Here is a 21,701-nt window from a genome sequence, read left to right on the forward strand (position 1 = left end):
CTAGGTCGACCGGCGGCTGCTGGTTGCCTCGGCACGAGCGAGGTCGCTGATCACCGTCGCGACCGTGTCCCGCAGGCGTCGTAGTTCACCGGCGGTGAGCCCGAGTTCGTAGCAGTGGTGGTGGCCTGCCCGGGACAGCGCCGCCCACGCGTAGCCGGCGCGGGCGGCGAGCTGCCGGCCGGCGTGGCGGTCGAGGATAAGGAACTGCGGTGACCGGGCGCGCATCGAGGCGACCTCCGGGCGGAACCGCCGCCAGTAGTCGTCCATGGCGGCCTCGAGGGCGAGCCGGAGCAGCCAGGCGCAGGCCCGCGGCCAGGCGCCGCGGGTGCCGCGTACGACGCTGGTGAGCAGCTTGTCGGCGGCGGCGAGGCAGTCCTGCGGCGAGGTGACAGCCGTCATCGCAGCTCCTTGGCGAGTCGGCGGCAGTCGCGGACGAGGATCTCGAGGTCGAAACTGCCCGGCCCGTGGACGCCTTCCTTGCAGGCGCGGAACGCATCGCCGGCCCAGCGGCCGTACTGGTTGAGGCGGTTGAACACCTTGCCGCCCTGGTGCAGGTCTCCGAACAGCGCCAGCGCGGTCACCTGGTTGAGCGTCAGCGCCTTCTCGATGAGCTCTTCGACGTCGCCGTGCCGCTCGCCTCGCGCGATGCGCTCCCGCCGGATCCGTTCATGGCAGGCCGCTTCGAGCGCCGATCGGCAGAAGCCGGACACCAGTGGATACCGCGCGTTGTCGGTTAGCTCCTCGGCCCGGAGGATCGCTGTGGCGTCGGCGAGGTACCGGTCGACCGGGTCGCTGTTCTTGCGGATCTCGACCTCCGACCCGTCGCGGCGGGTGACCGCCCAGATGGTGGCGTCGATGCGCAGTCGGCGTACCGCCTCGGGCAGCCGGTTGTCGTGCGTGAAAACCACGACCTGCCGGGTCTCGGCGAGGCCGGCGAGCACCTGCGCCAGGCCGTCGACCTTCGACGGGTCCATGCTCTGGACCGGGTCGTCGATGATGACGAACCGGAACGGGCTGTCGTCGGCGCAGGCGCGGGGGAGGAACACCGACAGGCCGAGCGCCTGCAGCTCGCCCTGGCTCATGACGGCCATCGCCGAGGTGTCGGTGCCGTCGACCTTCGCCGGGAAGGAGATCTTCCGGCGGGTGTTGGTGCCGTCGAGTCGCATCCCGCTCAGCTCGACGTTGCTCTCCTGTCGCAGCTCCTCCCAGATCTGCTGCGAGCGCTGCGCGAACGGTGCGAACCGTTGGTCGCGCAGCGCGGCCAGCGCGGTCTTCAACCAGTCCCGGGCGGCGTTGACCAGCTTGAGTTTCGCCTCGTTCTCGATGCCGGCCCGCGCCTGGCCGAGCCAGCCCTGCAGCGCGACGGCGTGCTCGCGCCAGGCGTCGTGCCGCTGCCGCAGCCACGCACCCGTCAGCTCCTGCAGCTCGGTGAACGCCTCGAGCAGCGGCGGGTGCGCGGTCCGCAGGCGCGCCGCGAGCTGATCGGGAGGAAGCGAGGCCGCGTCGGCACAGAGGTCGTCGACCCTGGCCCGGTAGCGCTTCACCGCCTCCGGCTGGTCGAGTGCACCGGCCATCGCGTCCAGGTCGTGGATGCTGATCCGCCGGTCCAGGTCGAGCAGCCGTACGGCTCGGGCCTGCGCCTCCCGCAGCCGCCGGTGCGCCTCCTCGACCGCGACCGTGTCGCGCCGCAACTGGGCCAGGGTCTCGTCGGCGCGAGTGCGCCAGGCGGCGTCGAGCGTGCCGGCGCCGCACACCGGGCAGCTGCCGTCGCCGTGGTCGTTGTGGAAGGCGACCGCCATCCGCAGCAACTGTGCGGCCTGCTCGGCGGTGCCGGCACGGGTGGTGGTGAGGCCGGCGGCCTGCGCTGTGGCGGCGGCGAGTTCGTCCGCCACCTCGGCGGCGTACCCCGTGTCGGGGAGGGCGGCGGCGACCAGGCGCCGGGCCGCGACCGCCACCGGGTCGGTGGTGTCGCTGCCGGCGCCGGCGAGTAACTGGTCGAGAGCGTCGAGGTCGACAGTCCGTTTCGCCAGGAGCGTGGCCGCGGCCTGGGTCCGCTGGTCGTCGACGACACTCAGCGCGTCACACAGGGCGGCGCGGGCCGCCTTGACCGCGCTGATCTGGTCGTTCAGCGTCCGGCGGACACGCATCAGCCGCCCGTCGGCCTCGACGAGGGGGTCCATGCCGAGGATCGGCGCCAGCGCGTCGAAGAGACCGCTGGGCCTGGAGGTGATGAGCCGGCCGAGGTCGCTCGCGGTCAGGAACGGCCGGTACGCGTCGAGCGGCTTGCGCCACCCCAGCTCCGCCGTCCCGGGGTAGCGCTGCCCGTCGTCGGCCAGGACGCTGCCGGTGCCCTGGCCGGCGTCGGTGTGCTCGTCGCGCCAGGTCCGGCGTACCCGAATGGGTTTGCTGGCTCCCTCGGCGCGGAGCTGGACCTCGATCTCGCAGGGCGACCCGTGGTGGAGGTTGCGCCAACCGTCCTTGAAGACGTTGTTGCGGTCGGCCCAGCGGGCGCTGTCGCCGGTGAGGGCGAGCTCCACGGCTTCGGCGAAGCTGGACTTGCCGGAGCCGTTGCGGCCGACGACGAGGGTGAGGCCGGCGTGTGGCTGCAACCGGAGGCTCTGCTGTGGACCGACGCCGCGGAAGCCGGCGACGGTGATGGACTCCAGGTAGAGCGGCTGCGGGCGGGACCGTTGAGTCGGATCCCGCTCCGGCAGGTCGACGGGCTCGCCGGCGAGGACGCCGCTGAGCGCCTCGTCTCCGACGTAGGCCGCGAGCACGAGGTCGACCACCGCATCGGACACGTCGTCTTCGGCCAACCGGTCGAAAACCTGGTCGAGTAGCGACTGGTCCCAGCCCATCCGGGTCTCCCTTCCAGGCGTCACCGTAAGTAGTGTTCCGCTTATCAACAATCCTGGTTACGGGGGATTGCTGGGAAACACTGGAACTTGTAGCATGCTCGTCGTGGCGGAGTCCATAGAAGACCTCGAAGGTCGGATAGACGACCTACGAGCGGCGGTCCGACGAGCGGTGGTGGCGCGCGACACGGCTCGTGTCAAGGCGCTGCGCGCCGAACTGCGAGCCGCCGAGCGTGACTGGGAGCTGGCCATCACCGACCTCGCCGACCGGGCCGAGACGGACAGCCAGTCTGTTCGGATCGAGGCGCCCCTGGTGTCGATGCGCGACCAGGTCCACCACGCCCTCACCCTGCTCTCCGCCCCGGCCGCCCCGAAGCTGATCGCCGAGGTGCACAACGCCTTCTTCGGCGCCGCCGGTCCCGGCCTCCTTCCCGGCAAGCTGACCCATCTGCGCCGCGACGAGGAGCGCTCGTTCCGCACCGCCCCGTACTCCCGGCCGTACTATCTCTGCTCCGCCCTGACCGCCGAGCATCTCGCGCCGGCCCGCGGCCTGCTCGCCGTGTCGACCTGGCCGCTGGAGCGGCGCATCATCGGGCCGCTGAGCCCTCGTGTCGACTTTCTGACAGCCACCATCAAGGTCGCGGAGCAGGCTGCTCGGATGCCGGAGCAGACCCTCACGGTGGCTCGCCTGCTCCGCCGGTTCGCCACCAGCATCCCCGGCGCCGTCGACGGCTTCGAGGCCGTCGACCCGGCGATCGTCATCAAGGCCGCCCAGGCCGAGCTGGCCGTCCACGCGGACGCCGACCGGGCCGACCGCGCCGCGGCGGCCGACCGCGCCCGCCGGCTGGACGAGGCGGAGCAGCTCTACGGCAGCCGCCTGCGCGTCATCCGGGGGCTGGCGTGACCGACCTCGCGCAGCGTCTGGCCACCATCCGCGGCGGCGTCGCCCCGGCCCGGCACAACGCCCGCACCATCGCGGCCCTCACCAACAACCCGGGCTGCGCGCGCCGGGCCGTGCTGGACTGCGCCGGCGTCGACAAGCAGCGCCTCGCCGCGTACATCGACCACCCGGCCCGGTTCGGCCAGTCCCAGTTCGCCATCACCCGGGGCAACGCCTTCGAGGCGCAGGTCAAGGCCAACGGCTGCGCCGAACTGCTGCGGCTGCTGCGCGAGCTGCTCGACCTGGAGATCCAGGAGGTCGCCTACGACGACCTGGAGTCGGTCGCCGGACGAGAGGGCAACGACGTCCGGTACGCGCGCGCCCGCACCCTGCTCACCCGCGCCGCCGCCGAGCCCGACCGGGCCGGCACGCTCTTCGACCACCCGCTGCTGCGGCTCGACGTCGCCGGTCAGCAGGCCTACCTCGAGCCGGATCTGATCGCGTTCCAGCACGCCGGCCGGTTCCACGTCGTCGAGATCAAGAGCTTCGCCGTCATCGACGGCCAGGCCGACCCCGGCAAGGTGGCCGCCGCCGCGATCCAGTCCGCCGTGTACGTGCTGGCCATGCGCAAGCTGCTCGAAGACGCCGGTCACGACCCGGAGATCGTCTCGCACGACGTCGTGCTGGTCTGCCCCCGCGACTTCTCCAACCTGCCGATGGCGGTCCTGGTCGACGTCCGCAAGCAGCTAGCCGTGCTGCGCCGGCAGCTGTCCCGGATGACCCGGATCGACGCGCTGCTCGCGGAGCTGCCGGCCACGCTCAGCTTCGACCTGGAGGCCGACGACACGGGTGTACCGACCCGCTCCCCGCAGTCGCTGATCGACACGCTGCACGACGTCGAGGCCCGGTACTCGCCTGAGTGCCTGGCTGCCTGCGAGTTGGCGTACTTCTGCCGGCACGAAGCCCGCGGCTGCACCGCCGCCCTCGGCAAGTCGGTGCGCGAGGAGCTCGGCGGCATCGAGCGGGTGGAGACGGCGCTGGCCATCGCCCGCGACGAGCGGGCGCCCGCCGAGGACCAGGCGGAGGCCGCGGAGCTGTTGCGCGCCGCCGCCCGGCTGCGGGCCGAGCTGCTCAGCGGGGTGGCCGGATGAGTACGCTCACCAGCCTGGCCCGCGCCGAAGCCGTCGTCGCGGAACGCGCGCAGCGGATCACCCTGGTCCGGCACCTGCACGTCGCCGACCGTCCGCTGGTGTTCATCCCGCTCACCATGGCCGGCGAGGCCAACGCGCCGCTCGCCGCGATGGTCGGCGACGACCCGGACAAGCCGACGCTGCTGATCGTGCCGCAGCCGCGGAACCGGGACCAGCGCTTCGCCTTCGCCGCTTCGCTGGCCGCAGTGTTGCTGTCCTATGTGGACAGCTTCCGTGGTGACGCGGAGGCGGTGTCCGTGAACCGGGGCAAGGACATCCGGGTCCGGTACGCGAACGCGCCGCAGCTGCTCGTACCGAACCGCGGCGGCGTCGCCTTCACCCGGCTCTTCGGTCGCTCCACCCGGTTCCGGCGCACCGACGGCGACTACCCGGTGCACCCGTCGGTGCCGCTGCTCGGCCGCTGGCTCACCTGGTTCGCCGACCGCGCCGAGCACCCGGGATCCTCGGCGCTGCTGGCGATGACCCAGGCGCTCACCCTGCACTGGGCCACCGGCCAGAGCCCAATGGAAGACGCCCAGCTCGCCGCCCTCATGGCGTGGATCGAACCGCCGGACGGGATGACCGGCCCGGAGGCCGCCGCTCTTGCGGAGGACCCGGTCACCTCGCCGCCGGCCGGCCCGACCACCGACCCGAGCTTCGACAACGAGGTCCTCGCGTCGGCGATGGCCGCCTACGACCGGGCGGTCGCCGCCGACTCGCTGGTCGACCGGCGGCGTGCCGAGCTGGAGGCGATTCTGTGCGAGCAGCTCGAACCGACCTGGCGGCTGATGTGGCAGGCCGTCGCGCTGCTGCACGAGCTGCCGGCCGGATCGCGGGTCACCGGCCGCTGGGCCGAGGACCGGGACACCTTCACCAACTTCTGCTCGTACCTGGACGACGGCGGCCTCCCGCAGCCGCGACGCGACGGGGCGGTGGCCGCCGCGCAGCGGCTGCACCGGCTGGAACGGGCGCAAGCCTCGTACGACGTGCAGCGCGCCTACGACGACCCGATGGTGATGGCCGACTACCGGCTCACCGGGGAGGCGTTCGTCGGCGAGGTGACGGCCGCCGACCCGACGCGGGTGGACAGCAGCGGCAAGCGCCGCGTGCTGCGCCCGTTGATCACGGTGACGACGGCCGATCCGGTGCTGGTCATTCCGGGCACGACGCTGTACTCGCCCGACCGGCCCAGCAACCAGAAGGCCAAGGTCGTGTCGATCGCCCGTAACGACGACGGGACCACTGCGGTGATGCTGGAGCTGACCGGTGGGATGGGGTCGTCCCTTACTCCGCCGCCGGGCAGCGTGCCGGAGGTGGGGGAGCGGCTCTGCTACACCACGCTGACCGACTCCTTCTTCCCGGCGGGCGCCTTCCCGACCCGGGAGGAGACGCCGTGGACCCACGGCGGCCCGCCGGCACCGTTCGACGACGGTGCCCCGACCGCCGAGGACGCCCGCGAAGAGTGGTCCTGACCCAACCTGATCCACCGCAGCACTACATAACGACCAGACGTTCAGATCCGTGGGGGAGCTGACATGAGCAAGTTGGGCACGATCCTCGACCAGATCGACTCGGGAACTGTGCTGCTGCCCGAGTTCCAGCGCGGCTACGTGTGGAACCGCGACCAGGTCCGCGGCCTGATGCGCTCGCTATATCTCGGCTATCCGGTCGGTGCGCTGCTGGTTTGGGAGACCGAAGCCGACCACGGGTCGGTGCGCGGCAACAGCAAGGCTGGTGGCGGGATCAAGCAGCTGCTCCTGGACGGTCAGCAGCGAATCACCTCCCTTTACGGGGTGGTGCGCGGCCAGCCGCCGGCCTTCTTCGAGGGCGACCCGGCGGCCTTCACCGGACTGCGGTTCAACGTCGAAGAGGAGACCTTCGAGTTCTACGCGCCGGCCAAGATGAAGGACGACCCGACCTGGGTCGACGTCACCGAGCTCTTCGTCGACGGCATCGAGCCGCACATCGGCAAGCTCTCCGCCGATCCGGCCACCATGCCGCATTTCGCCACGTACATGGGCCGTCTCATCCGGCTGCGCAACATCCTCGAGCGCGAGTTCCACCAGGAGAAGATCACCGGAGCCGACAAGGGCGTCGAGGTCGTGGTCGACATCTTCAACCGCGTCAACTCCGGCGGCACCAAGCTTTCCAAGGGTGACCTGGCCCTGGCGAAGATCTGCGCCGACTGGCCCGAAGCTCGCTCCACCATGCGCAAGCACCTCAGCACCTGGTCGACCGCGGGATTCCAGTTCAACCTCGACTGGCTGCTGCGCAACGTCAACGCCGTGGCGACCGGCCGCGCCCAGTTCGAGGCCCTGGAGGGCGTGAGTTCGGCGGATTTCGCCCAGGCGCTGACCTCCAGCGAGCACTACATCAGCGGATTCCTCGACGTGATCTCCGGGCGGCTCGGCCTCGACCACGACCGCGTGCTGATGGGCCGCTACGCCTTCCCGGTGATCTCTCGCTTCCTGCACCTCAACGGCGGTTCGTTCACCGACGCCACCCAGCGCGACCGGCTGCTCTTCTGGTATGTGCACGCGGCGCTCTGGGGACGCTTCGCCGGCTCGACCGAGACGATCCTGACTCAGGACTACGAGACCGTTGCCCGCAGCGGGATCGACGGCCTGATCACCAGCCTCAGTCGCTGGCGCGGTGGCAACCTCGTCATCGATGGTCAGGACTTCGAAGGATTCGGCCGCGGTTCGCGCTTCTACCCGCTGCTGTACCTGCTCACCCGCGTGCTCGGCGCCCGCGATTTCGGCTCCGGGCTCGAGCTCCGAGCCGAGATGCTCGGCTACCTCACGTCGCTGCAGGTGCACCACATCTTCCCGAAGGCGCTGCTCTACAAGCACGGCTACGGTCGCTCCGAGGTCAACGCGGTCGCGAACTTCTCATTCCTGACGCAGCAGACCAACCTGGCGATCGGCAAGCGGGCGCCGGAGGATTACTTCGCCGAGACCCAGCAGAAGCACCCGGGCGCGCTCGAATCGCAGTGGATCCCCACCGACCCGCAGCTCTGGCGTCTCGACCGCTACCGCGAGTTCCTGGCTGCCCGTCGAGAGCTGTTGGCCGAGGCCGCCAATGGCTTCCTCGCCAGCCTGCGTGACGGGACCAAGCCGACGGCCGAGCCGCTGCGACCGGTGGTCGTGGTGGCCGAGGAGGACGACGACGTCCGCGCCCGCCAGATCAAGGCGCTGGTCGACGAGCTGACCGCCGCCGGCTGTGCCGAACCCGCGCTGGACAGCGAAATCGCCGACCCGACGACGGGTCGTGTCCTGGGGGTGGCGGAGGCGTTCTGGCCGGACGGTCTTCAGCCAGGTCTCGGCAACCCGGTGGTGTTGGAACTCGACGCCAACCCCGACCTGCCGCGTATGGAGGAGCTCGGATACGAGGTGTTCACCTCGGTAGACGCGCTCCTCGGCTACGTGGCCCGGCGCAACGAGCAGGCGGCGGGACTGTCAGAGGACGACGACCACGTCGGCCCGGAGGATTTGACCGTCGAGGATGCAACGCCGACGGATGACCGGGCGTCGGCCACCGTGCCGGCGCAGGCCGCGCCCGGCGGCACCGGCGCCGACTTCGACCGGGCAATGCGGCACCTGTATGTGGCGGCGCGTGACGAGGCCGGCTACAACGCGACGCTCTTCCTCAGCATGCTCGCCGAGCACGGAAGTATCTCCACCGCGAAGAAACTGCTCGCCAGCCCGGTGGTGTCGGACGGGTTCGTGGCGCTTTGGGAACGTGGCCGGCTCGACCTGACGGTAGAGGCTCTGGTGACCAAGCCGGAGTTCGAGTGGCTGTTCGATCCCGCCGAGCTGGAGGTCGCTCGCACCCGCCTGCAGCAGTTCGAGTACGAGGCGCGATGACGTCCATGGCCGTCAGCAACCTGCTGCTTCCGCGACAGCCGGCGGTATCGCCGTCGGCTCAAGCCGAGCAGGTCATCACTGAGGTGCTGGCCGACCTGCATTCCCGCGAGCACCGGGGCGTGGTGGTCGACTCGCCGCCCGGCGCCGGCAAGTCGACCCTGGTCGTCCGCGCCGCCATCGAGCTTGCCCGCGCTGGCGAGCCGCTGATCGTCATCGCCCAGACCAACGAGCAGGTCGACGACCTGATCGACCGGCTCGCCCAGCAGGCGCCCGACCTGCACATCGGCCGCCTCTCGGCGAACGACTACAGCGCCACCGAGCGGATCAAGCGGTACGCGACGGTCCGGGTCGCCGCCAAGGTCGCCGACCTCGGTGGTCCGTCGATCATCATCGGTACGGCCGCGAAGTGGTCGATGGTGTCGGAGGGCTGCTGGCCCTGGGCGATCGTCGACGAGGCTTACCAGATGCGGTCCGACGCGTTGCTTCGCGTGGCCGGCCGGTTCGAGCGGGCGCTCTTCGTCGGCGATCCCGGCCAGCTCGACCCGTTCTCCACCGTCGAGACCGAGCGCTGGACCGGCCTCACCTGGGACCCGATGCAGTCGGCGGTCGCCGCTCTGCTGCGGCATAACCCGGACCTGCCTGTGCACCGGCTGCCGGTGTCGTGGCGACTGCCGCCGTCGGCCGCGCCGGTGGTCGCGGAGGCGTTCTATCCGTTCACCGGATTCCAGGCCGGCACGGTGCCTGGCGAGCGGTCGCTGTCGTTCAGTACGGCTGGGTTCGGGAACGGTCCGGTCGACGCGGCGCTGGGGACGGCGGCTAGCGGATGGGCGCTCTATGAGCTGCCCGCCCGGCACACGCAACGCACAGATGCCGAGGCGGCTGCCGCGTGCGCCGCCCTGGCGCGCCGGCTTTTGGAACGCGGAGCGGTCGCCGTCTCCGAACGCGAGCCCGGTGGGAGCCCCGTCACCCCCGACCGGATCGCCATCGGCGCTGCGCATCGGGACCAGGTCGCCGCCATCCGCTCCCGCCTCGGCGCGGCCGAGGCCGGCGTCACCGTCGACACCGCAAACCGGCTGCAAGGCCGGGAGTACGACGTGACGATCGTGCTGCACCCGCTGTCGGGGCGGCGGGACGCGACGGCGTTCCATCTGGAGTCCGGGCGGCTCTGCGTGCTGACGTCTCGGCACCGGCAGGCCTGCATCGTGGTAGCCCGAGCAGGGATTGCCGAGCTGCTCGACGCCCACCCCTCGACCGAGCCGGTTCACATCAATGTGCCGGTGAAGTTCCCCGACGGATGGGAAGCGAACCAAGCAGTTCTGGCCCACTTGTCCACCCACCAACTCTCTGCATAGGCGGAAAGATGAGCCCTTCAGACTCTCCTCTCGCAACCGCCCCCTCACCTCGGCAGAGCAACCGGCCAGCGGCGGGCAGGAATGAGAACACCGAAGTGGACCTTTCCGGCAAGTCGGTCCGTGAGGTCGTCGAGGAGCAGTCGCAACGCGTCCTGGAGACGTACCGGATCGATCCGGGCCTGATCCAGGAGCACGCCAACGGTGAGCGGCGCATTAATCAGGGCGGCTACGGCGAGCGTCAGGTCTACGAGCTGGTCCAGAACGGCGCCGACGAGATGCGCGGCGTGGGGAATGGCAAAATCCGGGTCATTCTCACCGATCAGTTCCTCTACTGCGCCAACACCGGCAATCCGATCACCCCGGAGGGCGCGGACACGATCCTTCGCATGAGCGTCTCTCGCAAGCGAGGCGGTCAAATCGGGCGGTTCGGCGTCGGTGTCAAGTCAGTCCTTAGCGTCAGCGATGCCCCTCAGTTCTTCAGTGCGACCGGCTCGTTCGGCTTCGACCGTGAGTGGGCTGAGCGGACCATCCGTGCAATCGTGCCGAACGCGATCGATATCCCTGTGCTGAGAATGGCCCGCCCCATCGACGCCGAGCAGGCGTCGGTGCAGGATCCACTGCTTGCCGAGATGCTGACGCGGGCGGTCACCGTGGTGCGGCTGCCTCTATTGCCCGGCAGCGCAGAGCGGCTGAGTCAGGATCTTAGGAATTTCCCCTCAGAGTTCCAGCTGTTCTCGCCGCATGTCGCCTCGCTGTACCTGGAAGACAGGTCCGGCGAGCAACCGGTGATCCGGGAACTCTACGTCAGGCGCACCGCCACAATTCACACACTCCAAGCCTTGAGCGCGGAGGGTAAGCGAACGACGACTGAGTGGCATGTTTTTCGTCGTACACACTCCCCATCAGACGCGGCGTTGGCCAGCGCTGGTGAGCTGCACGACCGCCCCGAGATTGACATCGCTTGGGCGGTACCGAGCCGAGGCTTCGGCGATCGCGGCACGTTCTGGGCGTACTTCCCCACCAACTACGCCACCACGTTGCGTGGCCTACTCAACGCGCCGTGGAAGACCAGTGAGGACCGACAGAACCTCTTCGATCACAACGCCTTCAACGACGAACTGATCGAGCAGGCCGCTCGACTCGTCGTGGAGTCCCTACCCGAGCTCGTCGATCCGACTGACCCGGGTTCCTACCTGATGCTGCTTCCCGGTCGTGGGCGGGAAGCTCCGCAGTGGGCTGACGAGCGGCTGACCAACGCGGTATGGAACGCTGCGGCATCGTTGCCTTCACTGCCCGACCAGGACGGCAAGCTTCGTCGACCCGCCGAGTTGCAGATGCCGCCGGAGAACACGTCGGACGCGTGGCTCAAACTGTGGGCGGACTACCCCGGCAGGCCGGTTGACTGGACGCACAAGTCGATCGAGAACAGGGAGCGCCGTGCGAAGGCGCGCCTTATCTTCGACCGCGCAGGACGCGGAGAGGCGACCGCCCGGGAGTGGCTGGAAGCGCTCGTGTCTGACGGCAGCGCGGAGGCCTCCGCCCGTGCCATCCAAATCGCTGCTGGGATGGTCAGTGGAAACCACGAACAGGCGAGAAGCGCACGGAGCGCACTGATTGTGCTCACCGAGTTGAGCGGCATGGTGTCCGTCGACGGCGCCGACGTGTTCCAACGTAGTGGACAGGACGAGCTGGCCGATGACCTCGTCTACGTCGATCCGCGGGTTACCGATGTGATCGGGGTGCGTAGCGCGCTGGAAACTTTGGGCGTACACGAGGCCACCCCCATCGGGCGGCTCACCGCCGTCCTCGAAAAGGGCTTCGCCCACTACCGAATCTTTGAGTGGGAGAGCTTCTGGAAGCTGTGCCGACGGATTACACCACGCGATGCGGCCGCGGCCATTGCGCAGTTGTGCCCTGACTGGTGGCGGATCCTGCGCCTACGCACCTGCGATGGCACTTATCGCCGCCCGATCGACTGCCTGCTTCCAGGTCGAGTCGTGCCCGCCGACGGCAGCCGTGACCAAAGTGTCGCCGTTGACCTGCGAGTTCACTCCGCAGACCGACCGGTGCTCGAGGCCCTCGGCATGTCGGACGTGCCGGTGGCAAGCGGCGACCCGCGCCGCGAGGCGTGGTTCGAGGAGTATCGGGCCAGTGCCTTCAACCTGATGTGTGCAAAGCTCCCGGCTGGAGTCGCCCATCCTAAAATGAGCAGCGTCGTCGTCGATGGCGCCAACCCGCCGGGACCGCTCGGCATGCTGAAGGTTCTCAGTGACGAGGCCAAGTATCTTTTCATCAAGAACCTTCCGGCTAGCCAGCTGGTACACGACTGGAGCGTGCGCACCAACCGGCACACCGGGCGAGTCATCTCTCCCCTGGTGTGGATGGTTCGCCGGTACGGGGTGCTGCAGAGCAGTCAGGGTCTCATCCCTGCAAAACTCGCGGTGGGTCCCTCCCTGAGCGAGTACCGGGCGGTGCTGCCGGTCGCGCTGATCGACCGCGGCGTCGCCGACCTGCTCGGGCTGCCCGCCACTGTCGACCAGATCCCCGCCCGCCTCTGGCGACATCTCGTGGATGCCGTCGCCACCACCGAGGAAGACGCCGTGCCCGGCACGGCTTACGCGCTGGTGCTGAGATCGGGGGCCGACTGGCCCGGTGGTGATACCCGCTGCCGGATCGGTGTCACCTGGGGTACGCGGCCGGACGACCAGATCTGCGTCACGTCGAGTCGGGAAGAATACGACTCACTGGTGTTGGAGAGCGTCCCCGCGCTGCTGGCGCCGACCCCGGCCGACGTCGAGGCGATGGTGGAGACGTGGGGCATGCGGCGGTATGCCACGACGATCAGCACTGAGCTGCGCAAGGTGGAGGAAACCGAACCCGTCGCGGTCGTCGCGGAGTACCCCCACCTCCGAATTCTGCGCGGTTCGAGAGCCAACGGGTGGTCCTTCGTGCAGTGCAGCGAGCTGGAGGAGGTGAAACGCACTCCCCACGGCATGCGTACTAGTCCGTTAGAGGTCGCGGCGCGCGAGGCAGTGGTCTACGTGCGCCATTCGACCGACAAACGTTGGATCCTCCAGGCCATCTCGCGGGAAATCGACCTACGCCTCTCCCCGCAGGAGGTCGAGATTGTCCTCGGCCGGAGCGAAGAGGCCAAGAACCAGGAGGTGCTCAAGCAGGTCCGCGCCACGAAGAACACCGTGGAGAAGATCCTTCTGTTGATCGGCGCCGAGCGATTGCGTCGAGGGCTCCCGGAAGGTCTGCTCGCCTGGGAGGAGGCATGCAGCGGCGCTCCCGTCGGCGATCGTCGCATCGCCGAGTTGGCGCTGCATGCCCATGGGGACGGCATCCTACGGCACCACCGGGAGGATCTCGGGAAGGCCCACGAAGCACTCGCGGTCGGTTTCACCGGCGACCGGAAGTCTCAGAGCATCGTCACCGACTTGGGACTACCTAACACCTTCGCGGGCGTGCGGGAGGAGCAGCCGCTGGAGACCGAGCACGTATTCGGTCCTACACCCCACTTCCCACTTCACGACTACCAGGAGAAGCTAGCCGGACGAATGCACCGACTGCTGATGCAGGAGAGACCGGAACGGGCGATGCTTAGTCTGCCCACCGGTGCGGGCAAGACCCGTATCGCTGTCGAGGCAGTCATCCGGTACCTCAAAGAATTCGGTTCAGAGGGTCCCGGCGGACCCATCCTGTGGATCGCCCAATCCGAGGAGCTCTGCGAGCAGGCGGTACAGAGCTGGCGTTACGTCTGGGAGAAGGTCGGCGTCGGAGGGACGCGGCTGACTGTCAGCAGATTCTGGAGCACCCGCGACGCGAGCCCGGTGACAGACAACCCTCATCTCGTCATCGCCACCGACGACAAGCTCACCTACAACCTCGAGAAGCCGACGTACGCCTGGCTGCGCGAGCCGGCGCTGGTGATCGTCGACGAGGCGCACGGGTCAACCACGAAGAGCTACACCCGGTTGTTGGAGCAACTCGGGCTGACCCAGTACCGCACCACTCGGCCCCTCATCGGGCTGACCGCGACGCCGTTCCGGGGAAAGAACAGCGCGGAGACCAGCCGCCTCGTCAGCCGGTACGGCAACAGACGGCTGGACAAGGACGTGTTCGGCGACGACGCGTACCGGACGCTGCAGCGCAAGGGGGTGCTCGCCCGCGTCGACCACCGCGTCCTCGAAGGAGGCCAGCTCACGCTCACCGACTCCGAGGTGTCTCGGATGTCGCAACTGCGCGGCGGCACGCTCCCACCAGAGGCGGAACGGCGGCTAGCGGATGACCAGGTCCGGAATGATGCCCTGATCAAGGCGTTGCTCGGCCTGGATCGGGAGTGGCCCCTCCTGGTCTTCGCGACCTCTGTCAACCACGCACGATTCCTTGCCGCTGTCCTCAACGACCAGGGCGTCACCGCCGCCGCCGTCGACTCGCAGACGCCGACAGCACGCCGGCGGCGCATTGTCGAGCAGTTCGGCCGCGGACGGATTCGCGTTCTCACCAACTATGGAGTGCTCCACCAGGGCTTCGACGCGCCTGCCACACGTGCCGTCGTGGTCGCCCGACCGACGTACAGCCCCAACGTCTATCAACAAATGATCGGCCGTGGCTTGCGCGGACCCGCCAACGGTGGGACCGATCGATGCCTGATCCTCAATCTGCGCGACAACATCGTCAACTACGGCGAGGAGCTCGCCTTCACCGAGTTCGAGAAGATGTGGACCGAGTCGTGAGTGCACACATCACCGTCGACGACCGGCCGACCCCGGAGCAGGTCCTTGCCGCGACCCGTCCCGCCGACTCGCGCACCCTCGTCATCGCCCCCGCAGGCACGGGGAAGACGTACACCCTGGTACGTCGCCTCAATTACCTGCTCGACGACGAGTTGTCCGCCGACGAGGTCCTGATGCTCTCGTTCTCGCGGGCGGCGGTGCGCGAACTCACGACGAGGACCGCAGCCTCCACCGGGCGCAGCCGGTTCGTGGCCGCCCATACGTTCGACGCCTGGGCCCTGGATCTGCTGAACCAGACATACGCGGACCAGGATTGGCGCCAGTTGCCCTTCGAAGAGCGGATCCGCGAGGCGACCGGTGCCATCCTCGATGGGCACGCCGTTGCGTACATCGGCTCGCTCCGGCACGTGCTTCTCGATGAGGTGCAGGATCTCGTCGGGGATCGCCGGGAGTTGGTACAGGCGCTGCTAGCGTCGGTGGACTGCGGCTTCACCATGGTCGGCGACCCGGCTCAGGCAATCTACGGATTCCAGGTCCGCGGACGGAGTGGTGAGCCGGACATCTTCTCCTGGGTGCGCAACGACAGGTATGCAGGCGATCTTGTGGAACTGACGCTGACCCGGGACTTCAGGGCGCGTACGCCACGCCCGCCTAGCCTCCTCGCGTGCGGAGAGGCGCTGCGCGCGCCGGCCGCAACGTCTGGGCTTGACATTCCGCGACGGATACGGGACGAGTTCCTCGACCTGCCGACCGCTGGACGCCTGGACGACATCGTCGGCGGCCTCACGTACACGGATGGCAGCTGCGCGATTCTGTGCCGGGACAACGGTCAGGCGTTGGAGGTTTCGGCCGCCCTGCACCACGCGGGTGTCCAGCATCGACTGCAGCGGCGCGCCGGTGACGACATCAATCCGCGATGGCTGGCCACCGTGTTCCGCAGGCATGACGGCCTCACCGCCGATCATGCCGCTTTTGCGGAGCACACCGGACTGACTGAAGAGTCACTGGCCACGGCCTGGGAGGCGCTGCTACGTGTGAGCCGGACCGGCATGGACCGCATTGATCTCGGCCGCCTCCGTTCGGCGCTCGCGGGCGGACGTCCGGCCAAACTCGCGATTGCATCGCCGTCGGATCCGGTCACGGTTTCCTCGATGCACCGGGCTAAGGGTCTCGAATACGACCGCGTGTTCGTGCTCGACGGCCGGCCCCGGGACGACGAGGACCCGATGGAGGAGGCGCGCCTGCTGTACATGGCGATGACCCGATGCCGGGACGATCTGTTCCGTCTCGAACCGCTCCTTCAAGCCGGCGCCGTATACACCAAGCGTCCGAAAAACTCAGACCGCTGGGGCCGCTATAACTTCCGGAATCGAGGGTGGCGGCACGGGATGGCGGTGGAGGGCGGCGACGTCAGCACGGATTTCCCCGCTGGCACGGATGTCTTCGCCGCAGATCCGGCTGAGCTGCAGGACTATCTGGCGACGAAGGTGTGGCCCGGCGACCCCGTGACGCTCACCCTTTCGGCGGAAGGCGCGGCCGACGAATTGGCCGTGCCGCTGTACACCCTTGAGCACCACGGCAGATCTATCGGGGTTGTCTCACGGCTGTTCCGAGAAGCCCTCGCGCGATACATGCACGGCCGGAAGACAATCGACGCGGGCTTGAGCTGGCCGTCGTCGATCACCGACTGCTGGATCGACGATATCGAGACGGTCGCCGGCAGTGTCGCCGCGGGAAGGCGTGCCGGCCTGGGAGAGCACGGAGTCTGGCTGGCACCCCGCCTGAGCGGGCTGAGCTGGTTTCGATACGCGGATGCGGAGTCTGACCATGAGTAATTTCGACGAGCACTTTCGGTTCAGAAACGAGCTGGCCGAACAGCTGATTCTCGATGTATTCGGCCCGGCGGGCGGAGCCGATGAGATCCTGGCCGACCAACCGGTGAACACCTACCTGACGGGGGTGCTGTTTCCACAGCGCGAGCCCGAGGACGGCGCCGAGGACGCGGCGGAATCCGACGTCGACCTCGCGAGTGGCCGGCTGGACAAGGACGAGCAGCCCGACATCGGGGTGTCAATGGCCAACGTTCAGAGCCCGTCCACCATGGGTTTGACCTTCGCCGTCGATTCGCGCTGCGGCAGCCTCACTATCTCCGTCAGCGCCGCGGCGTATGAACCGATCGACGCGGTAGGCAGTCCGGTGGAAGCGGAGGTGGAGACCGCGCGCTCCACCGACGAGTCGTCGATCAGGTGGCGACGCCGCCCGGTCCATGCCATGCCGGTCATCATCGACGTCACGCGTCCCGAGCGACACACGCAAGCCATCGTCCCCGGGCTGGAGATCCGTGCGCTGGTCCGAGAGCCGGACCGGGAACGCGGGACGGTGACCGTCACCGTGACGCTGGTCAATGTGCATAGCGTTCACGGCCGGCTTCTGCGGGACTCCTGGTGCTACTTCCAGTGCAACCTCAGCGTCACCTGCGATTCCGGCAAGCCGGCGATCGTCGAACAGCTCGCCCCGTCCTTCGACGACGACAAGGAGAGCCTGGTCTCGGCGATGCTCTATCGCCACGCACCGACGTTCGTCACGGGTCATGGGTGTGCCGCAGAGTGGAGCGAACCCGCGATCGGCGGAGCGCCCGACGCCCGAGGAGCGGTCGCCGAGGTCCGCTCCTGCTTTACGCCGAGCTTCGATGTGCGGCTCTCGGAATCGAACAGCGAGATTGACGTCTCGGGTTTGAGGATGATCGATCTCGCTGAAGGCGCACCTGAACAGGTGGTGCAGACACTTCGCAGGCTGGCGGACGGCTACCGCCGGTGGGTGAACGACCGGGAGGCGGAGGCCGCAGGCATGGCGGGCTCGCCGTACGCGAAGGTCGCCGTGGATCAGGTACGTCAGTGCCGCTTTGCCTGCGATCGGATGACCGCCGGCATCGACCTTCTCGCCCGCGATCCCGAGGTGATGCGCGCCTTCCAGCTGGCCAACAGGGCGATGGCGATCCAGCGGGCTCGTACCGTCATGATGCGCGACAAGACGTCCGTCGCCGACCTGGGCGCCGGTCGCTGGTACCCGTTCCAGCTCGGATTCATCCTGCTCTGTCTCGAAGGTGTCGCCGACCCCGACCACGAGGACCGGCAGGTCGCCGACCTGCTGTGGTTCCCCACCGGTGGTGGCAAGACGGAGGCTTACCTCGGCCTCATCGCCTTCACGGTGTTCCTGCGCAGGATCCGTCGAGGGGAGCTCGGCGGCGGGGTGACCGTCCTGATGCGCTACACGCTGCGCCTGTTAACACTGCAGCAGTTCGAACGCGCCGCCACGCTGATTTGCGCCATGGAACGCGTCCGTCGCGACCAGCCGGATCTGACGGGCGAGGAGATCTCGATCGGCATGTGGGTCGGCTCCAGCGCGACCCCGAACACGCTGCCCGAAGCCGAGACGGCGCTCAAGAAACTCCGCGCCGGGGAGACGCTGCGCGAGAACAATCCCGTGCAGCTGCGTCGCTGCCCCTGGTGCGGCATTGATATCGACGTGTTCAACTATCGGGTGGATCTTGCCGCGCAGCGGCTCGTGGCGGCATGCGGCGAAGTTGACTGCGACTTTCGGGACGACCTCCCGGTCCACCTCGTAGACCAATCCGTGTACCATCACCGACCCACGCTGATCATTGCCACGGTCGATAAATTCGCCCAGATGACGTGGAAGGCCGAACCGGCCGCGCTGTTCAACCGGCGCAACGCTCTGGAGGGCACACCCCCACCCGAACTCGTCATCCAGGACGAGCTGCACCTGATCTCCGGCCCGCTCGGTACGCTCGTCGGCCTCTACGAGGCGGCTCTCGACATCGCTGCGGACAGGCCCAAGGTGGTCGCCTCCACGGCCACGATCCGCCGCGCCCGAGAGCAGGGCAAGGCGCTATTCGACCGGGATGTCCACCAGTTTCCCCCGTCGGGGCTCGACGCCCGTGATTCCTGGTTCGCGGTGGAAGCCAGCCCCGAACGCAAGCCCTCGCGACGGTACGTCGGCCTCTTCGCCCCCGGTACGAGCCAGGCCACCCTGCTGGTGCGGGCGTACGGGGCCCTGCTACATCACGCCGCGGTCGTCAACGGCAAGGACGATGTCCGGGATGCCTACTGGACGCTCATCGGCTACTTCAACAGCCTACGGCTCCTGGCCGCGGCCGAACTCCAGGTCAATGACGACGTCGCTGGACGGCTGAAGCTACTCTCTGGGGACGGCACCCCCCGCGAGGTGGAGACCACCGAGCTGACCAGCCGCGTCTCCGCGAGCGACATCCCCTACCGGCTCCGGCAACTCGACGTGCGCCACCCCGACCCCAACGCGCTCGACGTCGTGTTGGCGACCAACATGATTTCCGTCGGCGTGGACGTCGATCGCCTGGGGCTCTTAGCGGTGACCGGTCAGCCGCAGACGACCGCCGAGTACATCCAGGCGACCAGTCGGGTCGGTCGTCGCTATCCCGGCCTGGTCGTCATGCTGTACAACGCCGCGCGATCGCGTGACCGCTCGCACTACGAGAACTTCCGCGCCTACCACTCGGCCCTGTACCGCCAGGTGGAGTCCACCAGCGTTACACCGTTCTCCGCCCGAGCCCGAGACCGGGCGCTGCACGCCGCTCTCATCGGGGCTGCTCGGTTGACGATTCCGGACGCCGGCGAAAACGAGGGTGCCGGCCGTCTTGACGCCTTCGCGCCGCAATTGCGTAATCTCGTGACACGGATCCTGGACCGGGTGAAGCGAATCGCGCCCGATGAGCTGCAGTCGACCGAAGGACATCTCGAAGAGATCGTCGGCAGGTGGGCGGAGCTGGTCGACTGGAACGACGATCTCGTATACCAGAAGCCCAAGTGGTCAGGCGACACGAAGCGCCGACCGGACTCCGCCGCCCTTCTGCGCACCTTCGAGGATGACGACCTGCCGTACTCGTTCCCGACGATGAACAGCCTTCGAGACGTCGATGTGGAGACCAACCTGCTGAACCGGGAGGGCCGATGACCAGGTCAGGAGGATTCCGGGGCCAGCGGCCGACGCGGCGGCCCACCACGCCCACCCTTGCGCCAAAGGGCACCGTCCGCCGCGCTCAGATGATCACCACCTACGGAGTGGGCTCGATGATCGCCATCGACGAGGCCTCCTACATCGTGGCCGGGCTCGAGGAATGGAAGGTGAACCGTGCCCAGCAGACCCACGAGCCCCGCCTCCAACACGCCCTGGGCGTCTCCGAGCTGTACCTGCCGCCAGCGGAGAGCCCATACTATGGAGCGGCGTTGCGGCGGTTCCCCAACTATTACTCGTGCCAGCGCTGCACGTTGTTGCAGCCGTATGGCCGGTTCGGCGGCGAGGATTCGACCTGCGCCTGTGGCGGGTCGCTGATCCCCTCCCGATTTGTGCTGGCCTGCGAGGATGGTCATCTCGATGACTTTCCATACTGGGCGTGGGTGCACCGCGGCGCGCAGGAAGCCAGTCCCTGCAAGCAGGACCTCCAGATGATCACTACAGGTCGGACTGCATCACTCCGGTCAATCGAGATTGTCTGCGGCTGCGGCCGAAAGGCTTCCATGCAGGGCGCGTTCCGGCGCAGCGAGCTTCGCAAGCTGAACATCCGATGTACCGGCGCTCGTCCCTGGCTGGGCGGCGACCAAAAGGTGGCCGGCTGTACCAAGGCGCCGCGGACCCTGCAGCGAGGTTCGTCGGCCGCCTGGTTCGGTCTGGTGCGGTCGTCATTGGCCATTCCGCCGTGGTCCACGAAGCTGCAGCGGCTGATCGATCCCCACTTCGCGATGTGGCAGGGCGAGGATGGGGCGGTCATCGCGCGCCAGGCCGAACGGGCGGGCCTGATCAGCGGCAGCATCAGCGTCCAGCACATCATTGACGCGGTGCGACGACGCGAGCAGCTCGAGGCCCGTGGGCCAGCCGAGGAGGCCAACCTCGACTTGGACCTCAAGGCGGAAGAGTACGAGCAGTTGTGCGCCCCCACAAGCGACCACGGCGACGAGAGCGACGACTTCGAGTGTCGGCCCACCGACGGCGACCCGCCCCTTTCTGAGATCGGCCAGGTCATGTTGGTGACGCGGCTGCGCGAGGTACGGGTACTGCAATCCTTCACCCGCGTCGAGCCGCCGACCGCCGCCGACCCGGCTGCCCGCAGGGCACCACTGTCGGCGGGTGAACTGGACTGGTTGCCCGCCATGGAGGTGGCGGGTGAGGGTGTGTTCCTCCGGCTGTCGGACGAGAGGCTGCGCGCCTGGGAGGCTCAGCCGGAGGTGCGCGCACGCGCGAAGCAGGTCACCGACAATTACGAGAAACTGCTGGCCCGACGTGCCGCGGCCTCGGGGCGGCCGGCGCCACCGTCTCGGGTGACCGCCCGCTCGATCATGATTCACGCACTCGCCCACGCACTCATCAATGAGTGGAGCCTCGACTCCGGTTATGCCGCATCTGCCATGCGCGAACGCCTCTATACCGACGAAGGAATGGCTGGTCTGCTCATCTACACGGCGACCAGCGACTCCGCGGGAAGCCTGGGTGGCATCGTCCGCCAAGGCGAGCCCGAGCGGCTCCGCCGGACACTGACGTCAGCGCTGAAGCGGGCGACATGGTGCTCGGCAGATCCGTTGTGCATGGAGTCAGGGGCCAGCGGTTCAGACGGCCTCAACCTTGCGGCCTGCCACGTTTGTAGCCTCCTACCTGAGACGAGCTGCGAATTCAACAACACACTTTTAGACCGCGGACTTCTCATCGGCTGGCCCGAGCAGCGCGGCATGGGGTTTTTCAAAGCATGAACGATGGCTGCGCAATGTCGCC

General features: G+C 68.3%; 11 protein-coding genes. 9 read left to right on the forward strand and 2 right to left on the reverse strand.

Annotated features, from left to right (window positions below):
• Entirely contained in the window at nucleotides 1–399 is a 399-nt protein-coding gene (locus EV376_RS10100; protein ID WP_130322036.1) for a hypothetical protein, read from the reverse strand.
• Nucleotides 396–2,882 (reverse strand): AAA family ATPase, encoded by a 2,487-nt coding sequence (locus tag EV376_RS10105; RefSeq protein ID WP_165437974.1) that lies wholly within the window; start codon nucleotides 2,880–2,882, stop codon nucleotides 396–398. Before EV376_RS10105 ends, EV376_RS10100 begins: the two co-directional genes overlap by 4 nt.
• Before the next feature lie 148 nt (nucleotides 2,883–3,030).
• On the opposite strand from EV376_RS10105, the gene EV376_RS10110 reads away from it, so the two are divergent.
• From EV376_RS10110 to drmB, 9 genes are all read left to right on the forward strand, one after another.
• Entirely contained in the window at nucleotides 3,031–3,759 is a 729-nt protein-coding gene (locus tag EV376_RS10110; RefSeq protein WP_130322040.1) for a hypothetical protein, read from the forward strand.
• Complete coding sequence (locus tag EV376_RS10115; protein WP_130322042.1) at nucleotides 3,756–4,886, forward strand: hypothetical protein; 1,131 nt, start codon at nucleotides 3,756–3,758, stop codon at nucleotides 4,884–4,886. Before EV376_RS10110 ends, EV376_RS10115 begins: the two co-directional genes overlap by 4 nt.
• Entirely contained in the window at nucleotides 4,883–6,397 is a 1,515-nt protein-coding gene (locus EV376_RS10120; RefSeq protein ID WP_130322044.1) for a hypothetical protein, read from the forward strand. Before EV376_RS10115 ends, EV376_RS10120 begins: the two co-directional genes overlap by 4 nt.
• A 63-nt stretch (nucleotides 6,398–6,460) precedes the next feature.
• Nucleotides 6,461–8,791: a DUF262 domain-containing protein gene (locus EV376_RS10125; RefSeq protein WP_130322046.1), complete on the forward strand. Its 2,331-nt coding sequence runs from the start codon at nucleotides 6,461–6,463 to the stop codon at nucleotides 8,789–8,791.
• Between the two features lie 5 nt (nucleotides 8,792–8,796).
• Nucleotides 8,797–10,143: an AAA domain-containing protein gene (locus EV376_RS10130; RefSeq protein WP_486482884.1), complete on the forward strand. Its 1,347-nt coding sequence runs from the start codon at nucleotides 8,797–8,799 to the stop codon at nucleotides 10,141–10,143.
• A gap of 95 nt (nucleotides 10,144–10,238) precedes the next feature.
• A complete protein-coding gene (locus tag EV376_RS10135) occupies nucleotides 10,239–14,882 on the forward strand; it encodes a DEAD/DEAH box helicase family protein (RefSeq protein ID WP_207228099.1) in 4,644 nt (1,547 codons plus the stop codon).
• Complete coding sequence (locus tag EV376_RS10140) at nucleotides 14,879–16,717, forward strand: UvrD-helicase domain-containing protein (RefSeq protein ID WP_165437975.1); 1,839 nt, start codon at nucleotides 14,879–14,881, stop codon at nucleotides 16,715–16,717. Before EV376_RS10135 ends, EV376_RS10140 begins: the two co-directional genes overlap by 4 nt.
• Nucleotides 16,710–19,892: a helicase C-terminal domain-containing protein gene (locus tag EV376_RS10145; RefSeq protein ID WP_130322053.1), complete on the forward strand. Its 3,183-nt coding sequence runs from the start codon at nucleotides 16,710–16,712 to the stop codon at nucleotides 19,890–19,892. The genes EV376_RS10140 and EV376_RS10145 overlap by 8 nt, the downstream gene beginning before the upstream one ends.
• Nucleotides 19,889–21,679 carry a DUF1998 domain-containing protein gene (drmB, locus tag EV376_RS10150; RefSeq protein WP_130322055.1) on the forward strand — a complete coding sequence of 597 codons (1,791 nt, stop codon included), beginning with the start codon at nucleotides 19,889–19,891 and terminating at the stop codon, nucleotides 21,677–21,679. Before EV376_RS10145 ends, drmB begins: the two co-directional genes overlap by 4 nt.
• Nucleotides 21,680–21,701: the final 22 nt, after the last annotated feature.

This window comes from Micromonospora sp. CNZ295 (genome assembly GCF_004217535.1).

Excerpts from the sequence above, each read along its gene's own strand:
- EV376_RS10100 (WP_130322036.1), bottom strand. The coding sequence starts at position 399 with ATGACGGCTGTCACCTCGCCGCAGGACTGCCTCGCCGCCGCCGACAAG.
- EV376_RS10120 (WP_130322044.1), top strand. The coding sequence starts at position 4,883 with ATGAGTACGCTCACCAGCCTGGCCCGCGCCGAAGCCGTCGTCGCGGAA.
- EV376_RS10125 (WP_130322046.1), top strand. The coding sequence starts at position 6,461 with ATGAGCAAGTTGGGCACGATCCTCGACCAGATCGACTCGGGAACTGTG.
- EV376_RS10130 (WP_486482884.1), top strand. The coding sequence starts at position 8,797 with ATGGCCGTCAGCAACCTGCTGCTTCCGCGACAGCCGGCGGTATCGCCG.
- EV376_RS10145 (WP_130322053.1), top strand. The coding sequence starts at position 16,710 with ATGAGTAATTTCGACGAGCACTTTCGGTTCAGAAACGAGCTGGCCGAA.
- drmB (WP_130322055.1), top strand. The coding sequence starts at position 19,889 with ATGACCAGGTCAGGAGGATTCCGGGGCCAGCGGCCGACGCGGCGGCCC.